At 61.2% G+C, this 16,812-nt stretch carries 14 protein-coding genes; 9 read left to right on the plus strand and 5 right to left on the minus strand.

Annotated elements, in window-relative coordinates:
* From MPJ51_RS19140 to MPJ51_RS19150, 3 genes are all read right to left on the minus strand, one after another.
* A partial coding sequence (locus MPJ51_RS19140; RefSeq protein ID WP_298390192.1) for a DUF455 family protein occupies positions 1-382 on the minus strand: 382 nt, incomplete at its 3' end.
* A gap of 214 nt (positions 383-596) precedes the next feature.
* Entirely contained in the window at positions 597-1,061 is a 465-nt protein-coding gene (locus MPJ51_RS19145) for a GNAT family N-acetyltransferase (protein WP_298390150.1), read from the minus strand.
* Positions 1,062-1,207: 146 nt separating this feature from the next.
* The gene (locus tag MPJ51_RS19150; RefSeq protein WP_298390153.1) at positions 1,208-1,669 is read right to left on the minus strand and encodes a peroxiredoxin; all 462 of its coding nucleotides are present in this window, start codon (positions 1,667-1,669) and stop codon (positions 1,208-1,210) included.
* A 70-nt stretch (positions 1,670-1,739) separates the two neighbouring features.
* On the opposite strand from MPJ51_RS19150, the gene MPJ51_RS19155 reads away from it, so the two are divergent.
* The 4 genes from MPJ51_RS19155 to MPJ51_RS19170 all read left to right on the plus strand — a co-directional run bounded on the left by MPJ51_RS19155 (position 1,740) and on the right by MPJ51_RS19170 (position 8,237).
* Positions 1,740-5,084: an AsmA-like C-terminal region-containing protein gene (locus tag MPJ51_RS19155; RefSeq protein WP_298390157.1), complete on the plus strand. Its 3,345-nt coding sequence runs from the start codon at positions 1,740-1,742 to the stop codon at positions 5,082-5,084.
* Between the two features lie 39 nt (positions 5,085-5,123).
* On the plus strand, positions 5,124-6,170 hold the full coding sequence (queA, locus tag MPJ51_RS19160; RefSeq protein ID WP_298390160.1) for a tRNA preQ1(34) S-adenosylmethionine ribosyltransferase-isomerase QueA: 1,047 nt from the start codon (positions 5,124-5,126) through the stop codon (positions 6,168-6,170).
* Positions 6,171-6,279: 109 nt separating this feature from the next.
* Positions 6,280-7,551, plus strand: coding sequence for an MFS transporter (locus MPJ51_RS19165; RefSeq protein ID WP_298390165.1), 1,272 nt, complete (start codon positions 6,280-6,282; stop codon positions 7,549-7,551).
* Positions 7,552-7,658: 107 nt separating this feature from the next.
* Entirely contained in the window at positions 7,659-8,237 is a 579-nt protein-coding gene (locus tag MPJ51_RS19170; RefSeq protein ID WP_298390168.1) for a DUF924 family protein, read from the plus strand.
* On the opposite strand, the gene MPJ51_RS19175 is transcribed toward MPJ51_RS19170, so the two are convergent.
* Entirely contained in the window at positions 8,234-8,665 is a 432-nt protein-coding gene (locus MPJ51_RS19175) for a hypothetical protein (protein WP_298390171.1), read from the minus strand. The genes MPJ51_RS19170 and MPJ51_RS19175 overlap by 4 nt on opposite strands.
* 217 nt (positions 8,666-8,882) lie before the next feature.
* Here MPJ51_RS19175 and lpdA point away from each other — a divergent pair, with 217 nt between their 5' ends.
* Positions 8,883-10,277: a dihydrolipoyl dehydrogenase gene (lpdA, locus tag MPJ51_RS19180; RefSeq protein WP_298390173.1), complete on the plus strand. Its 1,395-nt coding sequence runs from the start codon at positions 8,883-8,885 to the stop codon at positions 10,275-10,277.
* A 138-nt stretch (positions 10,278-10,415) separates the two neighbouring features.
* On the opposite strand, the gene MPJ51_RS19185 is transcribed toward lpdA, so the two are convergent.
* On the minus strand, positions 10,416-11,801 hold the full coding sequence (locus MPJ51_RS19185) for a M20/M25/M40 family metallo-hydrolase (RefSeq protein ID WP_298390177.1): 1,386 nt from the start codon (positions 11,799-11,801) through the stop codon (positions 10,416-10,418).
* Positions 11,802-12,107: 306 nt separating this feature from the next.
* On the opposite strand from MPJ51_RS19185, the gene hemA reads away from it, so the two are divergent.
* The 4 genes from hemA (at position 12,108) to MPJ51_RS19205 (ending at position 16,529) form a co-directional block, all read left to right on the plus strand.
* Positions 12,108-13,331 carry a 5-aminolevulinate synthase gene (hemA, locus tag MPJ51_RS19190; protein WP_298390180.1) on the plus strand — a complete coding sequence of 408 codons (1,224 nt, stop codon included), beginning with the start codon at positions 12,108-12,110 and terminating at the stop codon, positions 13,329-13,331.
* A gap of 129 nt (positions 13,332-13,460) precedes the next feature.
* Positions 13,461-14,675: a helix-turn-helix domain-containing protein gene (locus MPJ51_RS19195; protein ID WP_298390183.1), complete on the plus strand. Its 1,215-nt coding sequence runs from the start codon at positions 13,461-13,463 to the stop codon at positions 14,673-14,675.
* 70 nt (positions 14,676-14,745) lie between these two features.
* Positions 14,746-15,867 (plus strand): flavodoxin-dependent (E)-4-hydroxy-3-methylbut-2-enyl-diphosphate synthase, encoded by a 1,122-nt coding sequence (ispG, locus tag MPJ51_RS19200; protein WP_298390186.1) that lies wholly within the window; start codon positions 14,746-14,748, stop codon positions 15,865-15,867.
* Between the two features lie 92 nt (positions 15,868-15,959).
* Positions 15,960-16,529, plus strand: coding sequence for a hypothetical protein (locus MPJ51_RS19205; RefSeq protein WP_298390189.1), 570 nt, complete (start codon positions 15,960-15,962; stop codon positions 16,527-16,529).
* The last annotated feature ends 283 nt before the right edge of the window (positions 16,530-16,812 follow it).

Below are 16,812 nucleotides of genomic sequence, written 5' to 3' on the forward strand. Positions count from 1 at the left end.
GACAATCGCAGACCATCTCGAAATGGCGCGATTCCTCCTCGGCGCATTTGACCCAGTCGTCGTAGAACCCGATGGGCATCGGCACATGACCGAACCGCGCAATGATGTCCCAATGCAGATCGACCGCATTCAGTTCGATATGCGCCACCGCATGCAGCAGTGCGATCCGGCCCGCCTCGGTGCCGGGTTTGCGTTTCGGAACCTCGCGCGGCGACAGCAGCTCGGGCTTGTCCGGACGGGCAGGCGTGGACGGGGGCGTTGCGGTGCCAACCTCGATCGCTGGGCCTTCACCCGTGCGCGCGAAGACCCATTCGGCGGCGTATTGCCGGGACAGGGCGGTCTTTTCCCGTCCGTTCTTCGTGGTCAGAACCTCGGTCGCCATCTGGGTCAATGTCTTGGGCAAGGGTATGCTCCGCCGGTTTTGGTCTTGCGCGACATAGACTGGATGTGGTCCGGGGTCGAGGGGGCCGGGGTGTTATGGGTGTTGGCTTGAGAGAGTGAATGCGGGAGGTGTTCTCCGCTCTTTTCTGAGCAACGGCTGCCATTTGCTCTATGCGGCCGAAACTGGAAAGACACGGACAAAGCTGACTTTCACGCTATGACAAGACAATAGACTTGGTCATCGAAACCGTTTCTTCATCGCCATAGAACTCCCGGCTTTTCTCAGCATAGCCTAAAGACGAGTAGAAACTGACCGCCGACAACGAGGACGACACACTGAGTTGCCTTAGTCCTTGTTTGGCAGCGACCTTTTCAAGCTCACTTACCAGAATGCCTCCAATACCTTTGCGGTGCAGTTTGGGTGACACAAATAGTGATTTTAGCTCAGAGCCTTGCAGTGACCCCGTACCGACAACTTTTTCATTGGACAGCGCAACCAAGGTTAATCGTTGCTTCAAGAACTCAAGAACGCACGATGTCGTAAAGTTGCCGACGAGACGATCAATCTCTGCGGCGGGATAATCCCGTGCATTGACCGTTCTGATCGCATCGCAAATCACTTTGCTGATGCCTTCTGCGTGCACCTCATTTGCTATGCTGACTTCGATAAAAGGTTCCATGTGGACAGAATACAACCACGCACATCAAATGTCTCGTTTGCGGCTCTTTGCCGTCATTCTCCACTCAAAGCCCGAGTGGCGGCGAATGCTTAGGAGCAGAAGCTACCTCAAGCCCGCATTCAATTCTAAAGTTCAGCGCCCGTAAGTTAGAGCGCCCGCACCGCCTCCAACACCTCCTCCACATGGCCGGGCACCTTGACCTTGCGCCAGATGCGGGCGATCCGCCCTTCGTCGTCGATCAGAAAGGTGGACCGTTCGATCCCCATGGATTTGCGCCCATACATGTTCTTTTCGACCCAGACCCCGTAATCCTCGCAGACCGAGGAGCCTTCGTCAGACAGCAGCGGCGTGGTCAGCCCGTGCTTGGCAACGAACTTGTCATGTTTGGCGACACTGTCCCGCGAAATCCCGAAAACGTGAGCGCCCGCATCCGCAAAGGCCTGAAGATGTTCCGAGAAACCGATGGATTCCTTGGTGCAGCCCGGCGTATCATCGCGGGGATAGAAAAACAGAACAACCGCATTGCTGCGCTGTTCGGACAGGGTTATTTGACCACCCCCGTCGCGCGGCAGGGTGAAATCGGGGGCGATGTCGGACAGGTCGGGCATAAGCGGTCTCCGGGCTGAGAAAATTTACGGTTACCCGCTATCATAGGGCGTCACCGGCAGGTTGAAAGACGTGGACAGCAAATTGGCGCAGCCAGATCAGCAGCAGGACAAACCACGCCGTTCGCGTCGTCGCCGTGCGGCGCTGTGGGCGATGCGCGGTGTGTTCGTGCTGGTGCTGCTGGCCGTGGTGACCGCGTTCATGGTGGTGGGTCAGCAGTTGCACGCCCCCGTCTGGCTGCGCGACCGGGTCGAGGCGCGGTTGGACCGGGCGCTGGGCGGGCTGCAGATCCGCTTTGGCGATGTCAATTTCATCATCCATGAAGGCTGGCGGCCCCGTTTGCAGTTGAGCGATGTGCGCATCAGCGACGCGGCGGGCCAGCAGATTGCCGAGGTCTCGGACCTGCGCGCCAGCCTGGCCATGCGCCCGCTGTTGCGCGGACAAGTCCGGCCCAAACGGATCATCCTGCAAGGCGCGCAGATCGCGCTGGCGCGGGGCACGGATGGCGCGCTGTCGCTGACCGTGGGCTCGGGCAGTGCGCCGGTGGGGCAGGCGCCCAATCTGGCGCAGTTGATTGAAACCTCGGACGATGTGTTCAAATCCCCGGTGCTGTCGGCCCTGACTTCGGTCGAGCTGGATACCATCACGCTGGATTATCAGGACCTGCGGCAGGGGCGAACCTGGGTTCTGGACGGTGGGCATATACTCGCGACCCGCAGCGCGGAGCAGGTGCGGCTGGCCACCGGCTTCTCGGTCCTGTCCGGGCGCGACTATGTCAGCGGGATCGAGGCGAACTATACCAGCGCGCTGGACAGTGCGGCAGCCGAGTTCGGTGTGACCATCACCGATCTTCCGGCCGAGGATATCGCAGGCCACAGCCCCGCGCTGGCCTGGATGCAGGTGCTGCGCACGCCCATCTCGGGCGCGCTGCGCGGCAGTGTCGATGCCGAAGGCACGCTGGGCCCGGTCTTTGCCACTCTGAACCTGGGCGCGGGCGCGGTGCAGCCGAACCCTGAAACTCTGCCGGTCCGGTTCGACTCTGCCCGCACCTATTTCACTTATGATCCGGCGCAAGAGATGCTGGATTTCAACGAGGTTTCGGTCAATTCCGCCTGGGGCACGGTTCAGGCCGAGGGCAAGGCGTTCCTACAGGGCGTGCAGGCCGGGGGGCTGGACAGCATGTCCGGGCAGTTCCGTCTTAGCGGCATTCACCTCAACCCCGCCAATCTGTTCCCCGAGCCATTGAACCTGAAACGCGCGGATGTGGATTTCCAGATGAAGCTGGCCCCGTTCCGGGTGCGGCTGGGCCAGATGACGGTCGAGGACGGGGAACACCGCCTGCGTGCCAGCGGCAATGTGGCGGGGCTGGCCGAGGGCTGGGCCGCCGGGATCGACGCGCAGATCGATGGCATGCCCGCCGAACAGGTGCTGAAATACTGGCCCGAGCGGTTGGCCCCCAAGCCGCGCAAATGGGTGGTCGAGAACATATTCCAGGGCGAGATGTCCGATCTGGACTTTGCCCTGCGCCTGAAACCGGGGGTCAAACCGGATGTCTATGCGGATTTCGAATTCTCGGAGACCACGGTTCGCTTTGCCAAAACCCTGCCGCCGGTACAGCAGGCGCAGGGGCAGGCCAGCCTGCTCAACGGTCGTTTCACGGTGACCGCGCAGCAGGGGATGGTGATTGCCGATCAGGGCGGTGTGGTGGATGCCTCGGGCACGTCTTTCATCATTCCCGACACCGGCATCAAGGGCGCAACGCCGGGTATCGCCCGGGTACAGGCCAAGGGCAGCGTAACAGCGGCCCTGTCCCTGCTGGATCGCCCGCCGCTGCAATTGCTGACCAAGGCCAATCTGCCGGTCGATCTGGCCGCTGGTCAGGTGCAACTGGCGGGAACCCTGTCGCTGCCCCTGATCAAGGGGCTGCAGTTGGAGGATACGCAATTCCACTTTACCGGTGATCTGGCCAATCTGGACAGCGACCGTCTGGTGCCGGGGTTCGAGGTCAGCGCCGACCGCCTGCGGCTGAGCGGTGATCAGACCGGGGTTTCGATCGACGGCGACGGATTTTTCGGTGGCGTGCCGCTTAAGGCGACATGGACACAACCAATTGGCGGCGACATACCCCAGCGCAGTCAGGTGGCGGGGCAGATCGAATTGTCGCCACGTTTGATGGACCAGATCAAGGCCGGGTTGCCACAGGGGATGCTGACCGGGCAGGGGCTGGCCACGTTCGATCTGGGCATCGGCGCGGGGGAGCCGCCCGCCTTGTCCGCGCAGTCCGATCTGGTTGGTGTGGCGATGTCGATCCCGGAACTGGGCTGGCGCAAGCCGGCCAATACGGCGGGCACGCTGACCGCCAAGGCCACGCTGGGCACACAGCTGAGCGTTGACGAGCTGCGCCTCGATGCTGCCGGTCTGCGCACCAATGCGTCGATCTCGTTTCAGGACGGCGCGTTTCAGCGGATGCAGTTCAGCTCATTCGAATTGGGCGACTGGCTGGCTGTCCCCGCTGAACTGATTGCCCAAGGGGGGGCGGTGCCGGACATCCGGGTGCTGGGCGGTGTGCTGAATTTGGCCAAGGCGAATTTCGGAACGGGCAGTGGTACCGGGCAGGGACCAAAACTGGACGTCACGCTGGACCGGTTGCAGGTCACCGACTCTGTCGCCCTGACTGGGTTGAATGGCGCGTTCCAGACCACCGGCGGCCTGACCGGAGCGTTCACGGCACAGGTCAATGGCGGCGCGCCCATTCGCGGACAGGTGACGCCGCGCAGCGGGCGCACGGCGGTGGGGCTGAGTTCGGATGATGCGGGCGCGGTTCTGCGATCAGCCGGGTTGCTGACGCAGGCGCATAAAGGGACGCTGGAGCTGCAACTCGATCCCGCCCCCGCGCCCGGTGACTATGACGTGGACCTGAAAATCAGGAACACTCGGATCAAGGATGCACCTGCCATGGCGGCGCTGCTGAACGCGATCAGTCTGGTCGGGCTGCTGGATGAAATGGCCGGGCAGGGCATCTATTTCTCATCCATCGAAAGCAAGATGCGCCTGACCCCGACCGAGGTCAAAGTCCTCAGCGGCAGCGCGGTCGGCCCCTCCATGGGTCTGTCCTTTGATGGCACGGTCGATACGGTTGCCGGGATGCTGGACCTGCGCGGGGCGATCTCACCCATCTATCTGCTGAACGCGGTGGGCAGTGTGTTGTCCCGCAAGGGAGAGGGGATATTCGCTTTCAATTACACACTGACCGGACCGCTGTCCCAGCCGCAGGTGTCGGTCAATCCGCTGTCGGGGCTGGCACCGCTGTTTCTGCGCAACCTGCTGCGCGCGCCCGCGCCGACCGTGTCCGATGGCCCCAATGCGACACCCGAACGACCCAACCCCGCACGGCACAACCGGGGTGAGGATCGCTAATGGTGGCCGAATCTGTCACGCCCCTGTATGGCGCGCCTCATGAAGCTGAGCGATTTTGATTTCCACCTGCCCGAAGACCTGATTGCCACACGGCCTGCCAACCCGCGCTCCTCGGCGCGTCTGTTGGTGGCGCAGGGTGCGGAGATCTCAGATCAACATGTCTTTGACCTGCCGGATTGGCTGCGCCCCGGCGACCGGCTGGTGCTGAACGACACCCGCGTGATCCCCGCGCGCCTCAGCGGTCGGCGCCATCGCAACAGCTCGCAAGGGCCGGTCTCTGCCGCCATCGAGGCTACCTTGCTGGACCCGCAACCCGACGGCACCTGGGCGGCGCTGATCAAACCGCTGAAAAAGATCAAACCGGGCGAGGATATCGTCTTTTCCGATGACCTCAGCGCCCGGCTGGACCGGGTTGCGGACGGGCAGGCCCATCTGCGGTTCAACCTGACCGGGGATGATTTCGACCGCGCGCTGGAACAGGCCGGGGCCATGCCCCTGCCACCTTACATCGCGGCAAAACGGCCCGCCGATGAACAGGACAAGACCGATTACCAGACCATCTGGGCGCGAAATTCGGGCGCAGTGGCGGCGCCCACCGCCTCATTGCATTTCGACGCGCAACTGATGCAGGCGCTGACCGACCGTGGGATCGACTTCACCCATGTCACCCTGCATGTGGGTGCGGGCACCTTCCTGCCGGTCAAGGTCGAGGACGTGACGACCCACAAGATGCACGCCGAATGGGGCCGCGTCAGCGCGCAGGCCGCCGCCGAGATCAAGGCGACCAAGGCTGCGGGCAATCGCGTCATCCCCGTGGGCACCACCGCCCTGCGCCTGATTGAAAGCGCCGCGCGGGGCGGTGAAATCCAGCCGTGGGAAGGCGAGACCGACATTTTCATCTATCCCGGCTTCGACTTTCACGTCACCGACGCGCTGATGACCAACTTTCACCTGCCGAAATCAACGCTGCTGATGCTGGTTTCGGCACTGGTCGGGCAGGATCGGGTCAACGCGATCTATGACCACGCGGTGGCGCGAGAATATCGCTTCTTTTCCTATGGGGACGCGTCGCTCCTGATCCCTTGAGTGCCGAGATTTTTGTACCGAACCGTGCATAATGTCGTAAACAGCCGCGACGAGACCGGTTTGCGGCTGCACATCGGGCAAAACACATCGGCAATTCGGGGTCGGCAGGATGCTTCAGGTTCTTTCCAGCGCATGGGCACTTCTTCTTGGAATGGGGTTGCTGATGGTCGGCAACGGCCTTCAGGGCACCCTGCTGGGTGTGCGCGGCGAGATCGAGGGCTTTTCGACCCTCGAGATGTCTTTTGTGATGTCTGCCTATTTCCTTGGATTCCTCGGCGGCTCTCGCCTTGCGCCCGAGATGATCCGGCGGGTGGGGCATGTTCGCGTCTTCGCGGCGCTGGCCTCGTTCATTTCGGCTGTGATGATCATGTATCCGATGCTGGCCGACCCGATTGCGTGGTCGCTGGGGCGCGTTGTGATCGGGTTCTGTTTCTCGGGCGTGTATGTGACGGCGGAAAGCTGGCTGAACAACGCGGCCAGCAATGAAAACCGGGGGCAGGCGCTGTCGCTGTACATGATCGTCCAGATGACCGGCATCGTCAGCGCACAGGCGTTGATACTGGTGGGCGACCCCGGCGGATACGAAACTTTCGTGATCGCATCGATCCTGGTTTCGATCTCATTCGGGCCGATCCTGCTGTCGATTTCGCCGACACCGGCCTTTGACACCACCAAACCGATGACCCTGCGCCAGTTGATGAGCGCATCGCCACTGGGCTGCGTCGGCATGTTCCTGCTGGGCGGCGTGTTCTCGGCGCAATTCGGCATGGCGGCGGTTTATGGCGCGCAAGCGGGGCTGACGCTGGCCCAGATCTCGATCTTTGTTGCCTCGTTCTATATCGGCGCGCTGGTGCTGCAATATCCGCTGGGGTGGCTGTCGGACCGGTTTGACCGCCGTCTGATGATCCTTCTGGCTGCGGGAATTGGCGGTGTTGGTGCCTTGGTCGGCATGATCTTTGGCCTGACGCTGCCGATCCTGCTGGTCTCGGCCTTTTTCATCGGCGGTATGTCGAACCCGCTTTATTCTCTGTTGATCGCCTATACCAACGACTATCTGGAATATGAGGACATGGCGGCGGCCTCGGGCGGGCTGGTCTTCATCAACGGGCTGGGGGCGATTGCGGGGCCGGTGATCACCGGCTGGCTGATGGGGCCTGCGATATTTGGGCCACAGGGGTTCTTCCTGTTCATCGGAGCATTGTTGTTCGTCATGGCGGCCTATGCGGCCTACCGGATGACCCAGCGCACCTATATTACAGTCGATGAAACGGCAACAATTGCACCGATTTACCCAACATCGTCGCCAGTTGCACTAGAAGTGGCGCAAGAAGTTGTGATCGAAGCAGCACAAGACGAGACAGACGCGCAGGAAACCGCTTAAGCTGTGGATATGTTTCGCGGGTGTTGCAATATGTTACTGTAACAGTTCTGTAAAACAGACTTAACTGACGTTACGTCCCTGGGGAGGGCAATTACGGAGTCAAGGGCATGGTTGGTCCTGAAGAAGTACTGAGTTTTTGGTTAGACGAGATTGGCCCGGCAGGGTGGTATATCCAGGATGACGCGCTGGATGCGCAAATCCGCGATCGGTTCCTCGACACGTGGAAGGCAGCATGTGAAGGGCGGTTTTCGCTCTGGCTGACATATCCCAGCGGTGCGCTGGCCTATATCATCCTGATGGATCAATTCCCGCGCAATATGTTCCGGGGCAGCAAGAAAGCCTTCTCATCGGACAAGGCGGCGCTGTCGGCGGCGAAATGCGCGATCGACAAGGGCTGGGACATGAAGATCGATGAACCGGCACGGCAGTTTTTCTACCTGCCGCTGATGCATTCGGAAAACCTGTGCGATCAGGAACGCTGCGTGCGCCTGATGTGCGAACGGATGCCGAATGACGGGGCAGGCAGCCTGCTGCATGCCCGTGCCCATCGCGAGGTGATCCGCCAGTTTGGCCGCTTTCCGTATCGCAACGAAGCGCTGGAACGCCCCACCACCGAGCATGAGGCAGCTTATGTCAGCAGCGGTGGCTACGGTTCGACCGTCCGGGCCTTGCAGGCGGCGCTTTAAGCCGACGGTTTGCATCCGCGCAGGGTCTTGATCTGATCCGCCACCACCTCGGTCGAGGTGGTGATGGCGTAATCGATCAGGTCCTCGGGGTTCTCCACCAAACCGGCCAGTCGCGATTGCGCGCTGGCCATCTTGTCCTCCAGTGCGGTCAGCCGCTGCATGGTTTCCGCCAGACGCGCCTGGGTCGCACCATCCAACCGGTCAGCCTGACGAATGGCGCTCAGATCGCTGCGGATGCCCTCTAACGTCCCGCGCATACCCTGGAGCTGATCCCGGACCGGTGCGACCTCCTGCAGAGTATCCGCGAACCCGGTTTGGATATTTTCCACCGACTGCGCCAGCTTCCACCCCAAAAACAGGCAAAGCGCCAACAGGATCAGGGTTGCGTTCAGCAGGGCAAGCAACAGGTCCTTGAGTGTGCGGGCCATGATTTATAGTCCTTTAATCAATGCGTTGAAATGTTCCGGGCAGACCCGGCCACCTCAGTTCTAGCCATTGGCGCGGCGCGGGTATAGGCTGAATTCAGCGCCAATCCGCGCGTTTTTCCCTGCGTCACTTATGTCGCGGGCAATGATATTGATGCGTGGTTGTAAATAGTTTAATGCTAAACTAGTTTTGAAAACCGATCCGCGCCACGAGGTACCTATGGCTGCACAATCCTTTGATCTGATCGTAATCGGCGCCGGTCCGGGTGGCTATGTCGCCGCTATCCGCGCGGCTCAGCTGGGCCTGAAGACAGCCGTGGTTGAACGCGAACATCTGGGCGGCATCTGCCTGAACTGGGGCTGCATTCCGACCAAGGCGCTGCTGCGCTCGTCCGAGGTGTTCCACCTGATGGAGCGCGCCAAGGATTTCGGCCTGAAGGCGGACAAGGTTGGATACGATCTGGATGCGGTCGTCAAACGCTCGCGCGGGGTTGCGGCGCAATTGTCGGGCGGCATCGGGCATCTGCTGAAGAAAAACAAGGTGACCGTGGTGATGGGCGCGGCGACGATCCCCGCCAAGGGCAAGGTCAGCGTCAAAACCGACAAGGGCACCGAGGAACTGACGGCCAAGAACATCGTCCTCGCCACCGGCGCCCGAGCGCGCGAATTGCCGGGGCTTGAGGCCGACGGCGATCTGGTCTGGACCTACAAGCACGCGCTGCAACCGCCCCGGATGCCCAAGAAACTGCTGGTCATCGGCTCGGGCGCGATCGGGATCGAATTCGCCAGCTTCTACAACACGCTGGGCGCCGACACGACCGTAGTCGAGGTGATGGACCGCGTGCTGCCGGTCGAAGATGCCGAGATCAGCGGTCTGGCAAAGAAAGCCTTCACCAAGCAGGGCATGACCATCATGGAAAAGGCAATGGTCAAGCAACTGGACCGCGCCAAGGGCAAGGTCACGGCGCATATCGAGGTCAAGGGCAAGGTCGAAAAACACGACTTCGACACCGTGATCTCGGCGGTGGGAATTGTAGGCAATGTGGAGGGCCTCGGGCTTGAGGCTCTGGGCGTCAAGATCGACCGGACCCATGTGGTGACGGACGAATTCTGCCGCACCGGGGTCGATGGCCTCTACGCCATCGGCGATATCGCCGGTGCGCCTTGGCTGGCACACAAGGCCAGCCACGAAGGCGTCATGGTGGCGGAGCTGATCGCCGGAAAACATGCCCATCCGGTGAAGCCCGAAAGCATCGCGGGCTGCACCTATTGCCAGCCGCAAGTCGCCTCGGTTGGCTATACCGAGGCCAAGGCCAAAGAACTGGGCTACGACATCAAGGTCGGCCGCTTCCCCTTCATCGGCAATGGCAAGGCCATCGCACTGGGGGAGCCGGAAGGTCTGATCAAAACCATCTTCGACGCCAAGACGGGCGAACTGCTGGGTGCACATATGATCGGCGCCGAGGTCACCGAACTGATCCAAGGCTACGTGGTCGGTCGCCAGTTGGAGACCACCGAAGAAGACCTGATGAACACGGTCTTCCCGCATCCCACGCTGTCGGAAATGATGCATGAAAGCGTATTGGATGCCTATGGCCGCGTGATCCACATGTAAGGGTAGGGGGCTCTGCCCCCGCCGCGGCAAGCCGCGACTCCCCCGGGATATTTACAGCCAGATGAAGAAAGGATCCCCTGCTTCATCTGGCCAAAAATATCCCGGAGCGCGAGGCAGAGCCTCGCAAAATATGCCGGTTTACCGGCTCAACGCATCCAGAATGCGGGCCCAGGACCGGATGCCCTTGTGGAAGCTTTTGACGTCGTATTTCTCGTTCGGAGAATGGATCGCGTCGTCTTCGTTGGCATAGCCGACCAGCATTGAATCCAGTCCCAGCACTGTGTCGAAGTACCCGACCACCGGGATCGAGCCGCCCATACCGGTGAAGACGGCCTCACGTTCCCATTCGTCGGAAAGGGCGCCGCGGGCGGCCTCGAATTCGGGGCGGTCGAGGTTCATGACCGATGCGGGTGACCCTTCGAGATCGTTGTCCCATTTTACACTGGCGTCCGGTGACAGGCGGTCTTCGACATGTTTGCGGATTTTCTGCCGCAGGGCGTCGGGGTCCATGTCACCCACAAGACGGCAGGTGATCTTGCAATGGGCCAGCGACGGGATCACCGTTTTCGAACCTGCGCCGTTGTAGCCGCCCCAGAGGCCGTTCACCTCAAGCGTCGGGCGGGCCCATTGCTGTTCCAGGGTGGAATAGGCTTTTTCGCCATGGGGTTGGGTGTAGCCGACCGAGTTCAGGTAATCAGCCTCATCAAACCCGCAGTTTTGCCATTGCCGTAATTGCTCGGCTGGCACCTCATGGACGCCTTCGTAGAAGCCTTCGACCGCCACTCGACCGGTGTCTTCGTCATAGAAAGAGGCCACGATGCGCGACAGTTCCCGCAGTGGGTTCAGGCCCGGGCCGCCGTAGTGACCGGAATGCAGGTCGATGCGGGGGCCTTGGATGGTGAATTCATCCTTGAGCATGCCGCGCAGTTGCGCCGCGATGGACGGCACCCCGCGCGACACCATCGAGGTGTCGCAGACCAGTGCCAGATCGGCTTTCAACTCGGCAGCGTTCTCCTGCAGGAACGGCACCAGCGAGGGCGAGCCTGATTCCTCTTCCCCTTCGAAGAAAAACGTGATGCGGCAGGGCAGGGTGCCATGCACCGCTTTCCAGGCGCGGCAGGCCTCGACAAAGGTCATCAACTGGCCCTTGTCATCCGACGAGCCGCGTCCGCGAATGACCTGACCGTGCGGGCTGTCCTCAAGTGCCGGGTCGAACGGGTCGCGGTGCCACAGCTCCAGCGGGTCAACGGGCTGCACGTCATAGTGGCCGTAGAACAGCAGATGCGGGCCGTCGCCGTCTTCGCCCACATGGCCCACGACCATCGGATGGCCAGTGGTGGGGCGCTTTTCTGCAGCGATCCCAATGCTTTGCAGGTCCGCGACCAGCCAGTCTGCGGCCTTGTCGACCTGTTCCTTATAGGCCGGGTCGGTCGAGATCGAAGGGATGCGCAGCAATGTCATCAGGCGGTCGATCGAGGCGGACAGATCGGTGTCGATCCGGCTGAGAACGGCGTCAAGCGACATGGGAAAACTCCTGCAGATGTGGTATATTGCGGGGAACCTAGCAGGGTCTGCGGTGTGGTCCAGCCTCTTTACCGGTTCCGGGGCGGGCGGGGCCTGCGTCGTTTCCTCGCGCTTGCTTGACGCAACTTCTCTTGTGGTGACGTGCGCAAGAAGATATTTGATGCAAATCAATGATGCGGGCCGTAGCGGGAATTAGGTAGTTTTCGCAGGGGAACGCAAGGTCGCAAACGCGGGTTACCTCGCGCGACAGGACGAACAAGGCGCCCGGCTGCCGCGAACAGAGGCCGGGCAATCAAGGAGGGTCCGTTGGACTATAGTGCTCAGCTCGATACAGCGATTGCCAGGCTGCATGACGAAGGCCGTTACCGGACCTTCATCGACATCGAACGCCGCAACGGCCACTTCCCTCATGCGGTGCGGACCTGCCCGGACGGGTCGACCCAGAACATCACCGTCTGGTGTGGCAATGACTATCTGGGCATGGGGCAGAACCCCGTTGTCCTGAACGCCATGCACGAGGCGGTCGAGGCCGCAGGCGCAGGGTCCGGCGGCACCCGCAACATCTCGGGCACCACGGTCTATCACAAGCGGTTGGAGGCCGAACTGGCCGATCTGCATGGTAAAGAAGCGGCACTGCTGTTCACCAGCGCGTACATCGCCAATGACGCGACGCTTTCGACCCTGCCGAAACTGTTCCCCGGCCTGATCATCTATTCCGACGCGCTGAACCATGCCTCGATGATCGAAGGCGTGCGCCGCAATGGTGGGGCCAAGCGCATCTTCCGCCACAACGATGTCGCCCATCTGCGCGAATTGCTTGAGGCCGACGACCCTGCCGCTCCGAAGCTGATCGCTTTTGAATCGGTCTATTCCATGGATGGCGATTTCGGCCCGATCGAAGAGATCTGCGATCTGGCCGATGAATTCGGCGCACTGACCTATATTGATGAGGTGCACGCGGTTGGCATGTACGGCCCGCGCGGCGGTGGCGTGACCGAGCGGGACCGGCTGGCCCATCGCATCGACATCATCAACGGCACGCTGGCCAAGGCCTATGGCGTCATGGGCGGCTATATCGCGGCCAGCGCGAAAATGTGCGATGCCATCCGCTCTTACGCGCCAGGCTTCATCTTCACCACCTCGCTGCCGCCTGCGGTTGCGGCGGGGGCGGCGGCCTCGGTCGCTTATCTGAAGACCGCGCCCGAGTTGCGCGAACAGCACCAGACCCAGGCGAAAATCCTGAAGCTGCGCCTGAAAGGTCTGGGAATGCCGCTGATTGATCATGGCAGCCACATCGTGCCGGTGATCGTCGGCAACCCGGTGCATACCAAGAAACTCAGCGACATGCTGCTGGATGACTATGGCATCTATGTTCAGCCGATCAATTTCCCCACCGTTCCGCGTGGGACCGAGCGGTTGCGCTTTACCCCATCCCCCGTTCATGGCCCGGATGAGATGAACCGTCTGGTGCAGGCGATGGACGAACTTTGGTCACATTGTGCGCTAAATCGCGCCGAACTTGCCGGATAGCCTCACGTCAAAGTGTGCAATGCGGTTGCCGCGTGTTAAGCTTACGTTAACAAAAGCAGCGGACGAATCGTTTTGGGAACGATTCTCCGAAGGCGTGTAACACGCGGCAGGCAGAATGGGGCAGCAGGAATGATTGGGCGCAGATCACAGCGCGATTCCGAAGAAGACACTGACGTCAGACCCAAAGGGTTCGACGATTATGAGGTACGTTTGGGCGATGTCATGCGTGGTGAGCGCGCGACGATGGGCAAATCCCTGCTGGACGTTCAGCGCGAGTTGCGCATCAAGGCCAACTACATCGCTGCTATCGAAAATTGCGATCCTGACGCATTCGACACACCCGGCTTCATCGCCGGGTATGTGCGTTCTTATGCCCGTTATCTGGGGATGAACCCGGACGAAACCTTCGCCACCTTCTGTGAAGAAAGCGGGTTCGAAGTGGCCCATGGCATGTCGGCCGAGGCTTCGGTCGTGCGCAAAAGCCCCGGTGGTCTGCCCGCACGCGGACCGATGGGGCGCGATCCGTTTATTTCTCCGAACACACCCTTTGTGCCGGGCAAGCAATCCCTCGTCAGCCAGATCGAGCCTCGGGCGATTGGGTCGTCCCTGGTGCTGCTGGCGGTGATCGGTGGCATCGGCTATGGTGGCTGGTCGGTTCTGAACCGCATTCAGCAGGTACAGGTCAGCCCGGTTGAACAAGCGCCCGTGGTTCTCACCGATCTCGATCCGCTGGATGCGGCCCGGGTGCAGGTGGACGAGAGCGAAACTGCCAGCGCGGACCTGCCCAGTGCCGAGGCGCTGGACCGCCTCTACCGCCCGCAGGCGCTGGATGTGCCGGTTCTGGTGGCCCGCGACGCGCCGATTTCCACGCTTGATCCGCGCACGGTCGGCACCTTCCGCCCGCCCGAGCCACCCAAGCTTGAAGTGGCCGAGGTGCATACGGTCGAACGCCCCGCCTTGCCGCAGGTGGTGGAACAGATCGACACCAGCCTGAAAATCGTCGCCGTCAGCCCCGCCTGGATGCGCGTGACCGCCGCGGATGGCAGCATCATTTTCGAAGGCACTCTGGGCACGGTCGAACATGGCAATGTCTACGAAATCCCGCTGACCGAAGAACCGCCGCAATTGCGGGCAGGGGCTTCCGGTTCGGTCTATTTCTCGATGAACGGTGAACACTACGGACCTGCTGGCGCACCCGGTACGGTGGCCAAAGGCGTGGTCCTGTCCAAGGATGCCGTGTCCGAGACATATGCCATCGCCGATCTTGAGGCCGAGCAGAACAGCGCCCTCAAGCAATTGGTGGCGGAACTGCAGACACAGGCGACAGAAGCGCCCGCCGAGTGATCGGACCATTGCGGTACGGCCCGCGCCGGACTATCTAAAACGCAACTCAGGCAGTTTCGGACCCAGCCCCATGTCCCTCAATCACGTGCGCCCGTGGCGCGATATCTATCGCCGTAAATCCCGCCAGATTATGGTCGGCAACGTGGCCGTCGGGGGCGATGCGCCGATTGCGGTGCAGACCATGACCAACACGCTGACCACCGATGTGGCCGCCACGGTCGCGCAGGTTCAGGCCGCGGCCGAGGCGGGGGCCGATATCGTGCGGGTGTCGGTCCCGGATGAGGCATCGTCGAAAGCGCTGAAAGAGATCGTGCGCGAAAGCCCGGTGCCCATCGTCGCCGACATTCATTTCCACTATCGCCGCGGGATCGAAGCTGCCGAGGCCGGTGCTGCCTGCCTGCGCATCAATCCGGGCAATATCGGCGATGAAAAACGGGTGAAAGAGGTCATCAAGGCCGCCCGCGACCACGATTGCTCGATCCGCATCGGGGTGAATGCGGGGTCTCTGGAGAAGCACCTGCTTGAGAAATATGGCGAGCCGTGCCCCGAAGCGATGGTCGAAAGCGGGCTGGAGCATATCCGTATCCTCGAAGACAACGATTTCCACAACTTCAAGATCAGCGTGAAGGCCAGCGACGTGTTCCTGTCGGCTGCCGCCTATCAGGGCATTGCCGAGGCCACCGACGCGCCGATCCATCTGGGCATCACCGAGGCCGGAGGGCTTGTATCGGGCACCATCAAATCCGCCATCGGTCTGGGCAATCTGCTGTGGATGGGCATCGGCGACACGATCCGCGTCAGCCTGTCCGCCGATCCGGTCGAAGAGGTCAAGGTCGGCTTTGAAATCCTCAAATCCCTCGGCCTGCGCCATCGCGGGGTGAACATCATCTCATGCCCCTCCTGCGCGCGGCAGGGGTTCGACGTGATCAAAACGGTTGAGGCGCTGGAGCATCGGCTGGAGCACATCAAGACACCGATGTCCCTGTCGATCATCGGCTGCGTGGTGAACGGCCCCGGTGAGGCGCTGATGACCGATGTCGGCTTCACCGGCGGCGGGGCAGGCTCGGGGATGGTCTATCTGGCGGGCAAGGCCAGCCATAAGATGTCGAACGACCAGATGATCGACCACATCGTGGAAGAGGTCGAGAAGAAGGCGGCAGAGCTGGATGCAGCGGCTGAGGCGGCGGAGTAGCGGTATTTCAGACTTATCACATCGCGCCATTTAATGGCCTGAATTGTGATTATAAGTTGCTGCAACGGAACGAATTTTCGGAGCGGCGAATATTGAAACTCAAAGTGATTTCCGCGGGGCTTCTCGCCGCCGCGCTGGCTGGATGCAGCAGTCCTTCGAACGACTACAACAAACGGCCAGGCTTTATTGATGTCCCTGTGCCCCCGACGCAGGGAACCCAAATTGGGTACCTCTCGCTTCACGTTTCTGGATTCAATGAAAACGGAACCACAACACGCGCCGATGTTCGGATCAGCCCGGGCGGCAGGGGGAAGCCCAAAGGCAATCGGACGCCAGTTATTGTGGTTGACCCGCAACTGACCTCTCGCGTGGCGTTGTCTTTGCGCGATGGTCGGGATTCGAAGGCGGCGTTTGCGTTTGCGCAGCAGATTGCACGGGCGACCTATTGCCCGTCCGGGCCGATCACCGAGAACTCTGGGATCCGCAAGATCAGCAACCCGCAAGACTTGCAGAAGATACTGGCAGAGAGCCAGCGGCAGGGTCGGGATGTCATTCCTGTTGGAATCAAGGGCGAGGCCATTCCCGCAACCCACTTCAGAACCGATGGTACCCCAACCTGGGTCGTGTCCATGAAGTGCAACGCACCGTTTCCCTACGACTAGAATAAGAAAAGGGGGTGGTCATGCCGCCCCTCGCGTCAAACCAGGTATTGCGCGCACCCTATCCCTTTATGTGTGGCTTCTCCAAGCAGGTGACGCCACCTTTCGTCTTCCCTGATGAAAAGGCGCGAGCCTGACCCCGTTGAACGATGTGAGGGTCGCGAGTAGCTGATGTCATAAGATTGCCTTTGGCGCGTACAGATATCGGATCATTCGCCAACTTTCGGATAAATAAACCCGTTCACCGGATAGTGGCTGCCATATTGCCCCGGGCGGCTTTCGACGC

Source organism: Ruegeria sp. (assembly GCF_028066395.1).
In the GTDB taxonomy this organism is placed as follows: domain Bacteria; phylum Pseudomonadota; class Alphaproteobacteria; order Rhodobacterales; family Rhodobacteraceae; genus Ruegeria.